A 3,268-nucleotide genomic window follows, 5' to 3' on the forward strand; every position below is an offset into this window, starting at 1 on the left:
TTTTGTCTAACAATTATGAGGCACTTCAGACGGGAGATTTCGGTAATTATCTTTATTTAAAATAGTGGCGCACCGTGGTCAAGGCCGATTGGGACATAATTTTCTTCCCATGTTCCGCAAGGTAGTCGGCCGATGTCGCGGTCGGGTTGCCATACTCATACGCTAGCGCCAAGTGGTTCTTAATTGCATTTTCACTATCCGGTTCTTCGGTATCGTGAAGTGCTAAGTAATAGCTCTGCTGGTACTTGTAAAGTTCACTCACCAGGTCATCATCATCCTGGATTCGCGCGTAGTCGACGAGTTCCTCAAAGGACGGGAACTGGACCACTTGCCAGTGCGAAAAGCTGGTTGCCTGGGGCTGCGCGTCACCATCCTGGTCAACCGTTGTCCGCCGGTCCTCCTGCTGCTTAGCGCGAGCCTGCATGATATTATTTTTAATGTACTGCGCAATTTGTTCGTTATTTTCACTATTGAGCTTTTCATCACTGGAATTTTTGCTGATAAATAATTCCAGCCCATTGCCAGTCGGCATTACCTGAAAGGTCACCGCGTCATTGTCGGTAAACTGGTGGTCCGTGTCCACCTCTCGCAGGATACTATAAAAGAAATCCTCAATTTGTTGATGGTCGCCGAGCAGGTCCAGGATTGTGATTCCCCGGGCATCCAGGTCATCGTTACTGATCAGGACCCGAATCGTATTTTCATTGATTCTTTCCATTTCCAAAGCCCAGCACCTCCTTAACAATAATTCCTTATATCTATTCTAAAGGTTTTCCAATAAAAGTAAAGTAATCTAAAACAGTGGCAACAAGGCAAAGATGCCCGTTGACCACTGCTAGTTTACTGTTAGATACTGTTCAAGTTGATTAAATCAGGTCAGCCTTCCGCTGTGCTTCTGCCAACTCAAGTTCCCGCACTTGACGTGGTAAGAACCGCCGAATTTCATCTTCGTTGTATCCCACCTGCAGGCGCTTGTCATCCATAATGATTGGGCGCCGCAACAAGCCTGGGTTCTCACTGATCAGCTTGTAAAGAGCCTTCATCGGCAAGGCATTTAAGTCAACCTTCAGACTTTGGTATGCTTTGGAACGTTTCGAAATAATATCTTCAGTCCCATCTTCTGTCATTCGTAAAATATTTTTAATTTCATCAACTGATAAAGGATCAGAAAAAATATTGCGCTCCGTAAACGGAATGTCGTGTTCTTGCAACCAAGCACGCGCTTTGCGGCAAGAAGTACAACTTGGAGACGTATATAGAGTAACCATTAAGTAAAAGCCTCCTTCTTTTCTCTTTATGCAACATTCATCAGTACATATAATATTATACTATGTTCTATCTACCGATAAAAGACTTCTCAAGAAATTCTTTAACTTTTTGTAAGTAAATAAACAAAGTCCAGATTTTTTTCTAATTGCCTCCGCAATTTGTACTATAATAGTAATTGACTATTATTATGAGGAGGAATTCCTGTGCTAACTAAACTCAGCTTTACATTTGGGTCCCACCAGATTCTCCAGGGAATTATTGATGACCACCCAGAACGCAAGTTTAAATTAATGCAAGCATCAACCCACAGCAATAAGCTGGCCCTGTTCGATCTATCAAATCAAAATCCAATTTTTAAAAATCCGGTAGTCCTAACCGTTCTTGACGAAACCATGGACAGTAACTACAACGGACTCTTTTATTACCAGTCTTTCCAGGTTAACGGTGACCGGCAGCAAGTTCTCTACAACAGCTTACAAAAAGTGATTGCTGACAAGCCTGCTGCAATGAATGCCGGTCTGATGACTTCCGTTGCCAATAAGGCGGAGAGTTCAACGCTGGTATTAATCACCGCCTGGGATAGCTTCGAAGATTTGACTGCTTGGAAAAACAGTGATTCCTTCGCAAGTTTAACCAACTTTACTACTATGGGCTCTGATAATTACTACTATGATGAGGTTTACCGTTCCGTGCGGTAATTTTAATGCTGTGAACGGCAGCAAGCGGCTGTGTCTGGTTTTCTAACCAAACACAGCCGCTTTTTTGCTACGCACAATTAGCCCTGTCAGCCGGTCGCTATACTGTAACATTATCAGTTTTAAGCGATTAAGAGATTGAGCGTATTAGTGTTCTCCCTAACCTCATTTTTTGTTTTAAACCAAAAAAGGTTGAGTAAACAACTCAACCTTTTTGACGGTCCGTACGAGACTCGAACTCGTGATCTCATCCGTGACAGGGATGCGTCCTAAACCAACTAGACCAACGGACCAAAAATTGCGGGGGCTGGATTTGAACCAACGACCTCCGGGTTATGAGCCCGACGAGCTACCAGACTGCTCTACCCCGCGATAATAAAAGTGACCCGTGCGGGATTTGAACCCACGATACCAGCGTGAAAGGCTGGTGTCTTAACCACTTGACTAACGGGTCATAAACGGAGAATGAGGGATTCGAACCCTCGCGCCGCTTTCGCGACCTACACCCTTAGCAGGGGCGCCTCTTCAGCCAACTTGAGTAATTCTCCAATGGGCCTAAATGGACTTGAACCATCGACCTCACGCTTATCAGGCGTGCGCTCTAAACCAACTGAGCTATAGGCCCATATAGTAAAAGCGGGTAACGAGAATCGAACTCGCGACAACAGCTTGGAAGGCTGTGGTTTTACCACTAAACTATACCCGCATGATAAACAGATGGCGCGGGACGGAATCGAACCGCCGACACACGGAGCTTCAATCCGTTGCTCTACCAACTGAGCTACCGAGCCAAAACGGTCCGTACGAGACTCGAACTCGTGATCTCATCCGTGACAGGGATGCGTCCTAAACCAACTAGACCAACGGACCAAAAATTGCGGGGGCTGGATTTGAACCAACGACCTCCGGGTTATGAGCCCGACGAGCTACCAGACTGCTCTACCCCGCGATAATAATAAAAGGAGGATGAGGGATTCGAACCCTCGCGTCGCTCTCACGGCCTAGCGGTTTTCAAGACCGCCCCCTTCAGCCACTTGGGTAATCCTCCATATATACAAAACCAGATTCATCAGAGCAAATGCCCGATGGACCTTGTAGGACTCGAACCTACGACCGGGCGGTTATGAGCCGCTTGCTCTAACCAACTGAGCTAAAGGTCCAAAACAGCCAGTCAAATCGCGGCGGGGGGGATCGAACCCTCGACCTCCCGGGTATGAACCGGACGCTCTAGCCAGCTGAGCTACACCGCGAATGCTAATATATAAATATTAGAAATCGGGAAAACAGGATTCGAACCTGCGACC

General features: G+C 46.2%; 3 protein-coding genes and 12 tRNA genes. 1 reads left to right on the forward strand and 14 read right to left on the reverse strand.

Translation table 11 applies throughout. The annotated features are described in order from the left end of the window. Positions 1–52: 52 nt before the first annotated feature. Both FC49_RS09430 and spxA read right to left on the reverse strand, forming a co-directional pair. On the reverse strand, positions 53–724 hold the full coding sequence (locus FC49_RS09430; RefSeq protein WP_056984881.1) for an adaptor protein MecA: 672 nt from the start codon (positions 722–724) through the stop codon (positions 53–55). A gap of 142 nt (positions 725–866) precedes the next feature. Next, positions 867–1,268 (reverse strand): transcriptional regulator SpxA, encoded by a 402-nt coding sequence (gene spxA, locus FC49_RS09435; RefSeq protein ID WP_003715289.1) that lies wholly within the window; start codon positions 1,266–1,268, stop codon positions 867–869. A 204-nt stretch (positions 1,269–1,472) separates the two neighbouring features. Between spxA and FC49_RS09440 the strand changes: the two genes are divergently transcribed. Further along, complete coding sequence (locus FC49_RS09440; protein WP_003711505.1) at positions 1,473–1,967, forward strand: hypothetical protein; 495 nt, start codon at positions 1,473–1,475, stop codon at positions 1,965–1,967. A 215-nt stretch (positions 1,968–2,182) separates the two neighbouring features. On the opposite strand, the gene FC49_RS09445 is transcribed toward FC49_RS09440, so the two are convergent. The 12 genes from FC49_RS09445 to FC49_RS09500 form a co-directional block, all read right to left on the reverse strand. Beyond that, positions 2,183–2,257, reverse strand: a tRNA-Asp gene (locus tag FC49_RS09445). 5 nt (positions 2,258–2,262) lie between these two features. After that, positions 2,263–2,336, reverse strand: a tRNA-Met gene (locus FC49_RS09450). 10 nt (positions 2,337–2,346) lie between these two features. Continuing rightward, positions 2,347–2,418 (reverse strand) — tRNA-Glu (locus FC49_RS09455). A gap of 5 nt (positions 2,419–2,423) precedes the next feature. Beyond that, positions 2,424–2,512, reverse strand: a tRNA-Ser gene (locus FC49_RS09460). A gap of 2 nt (positions 2,513–2,514) precedes the next feature. Further along, positions 2,515–2,589 (reverse strand) — tRNA-Ile (locus tag FC49_RS09465). Positions 2,590–2,599: 10 nt separating this feature from the next. Beyond that, positions 2,600–2,670 (reverse strand) — tRNA-Gly (locus FC49_RS09470). 12 nt (positions 2,671–2,682) lie between these two features. Further along, positions 2,683–2,755: transfer RNA gene (locus FC49_RS09475), tRNA-Phe, on the reverse strand. Positions 2,756–2,759: 4 nt separating this feature from the next. After that, a tRNA-Asp gene (locus FC49_RS09480) sits at positions 2,760–2,834 on the reverse strand. Positions 2,835–2,839: 5 nt separating this feature from the next. Then, a tRNA-Met gene (locus FC49_RS09485) sits at positions 2,840–2,913 on the reverse strand. Positions 2,914–2,924: 11 nt separating this feature from the next. Then, positions 2,925–3,012: transfer RNA gene (locus tag FC49_RS09490), tRNA-Ser, on the reverse strand. 38 nt (positions 3,013–3,050) lie between these two features. Beyond that, positions 3,051–3,124: transfer RNA gene (locus FC49_RS09495), tRNA-Ile, on the reverse strand. A gap of 16 nt (positions 3,125–3,140) precedes the next feature. Continuing rightward, a tRNA-Met gene (locus tag FC49_RS09500) sits at positions 3,141–3,214 on the reverse strand. Between the last annotated feature and the right edge of the window lie 54 nt (positions 3,215–3,268).

The organism is Limosilactobacillus oris DSM 4864 (assembly GCF_001434465.1).
In the GTDB taxonomy this organism is placed as follows: domain Bacteria; phylum Bacillota; class Bacilli; order Lactobacillales; family Lactobacillaceae; genus Limosilactobacillus; species Limosilactobacillus oris.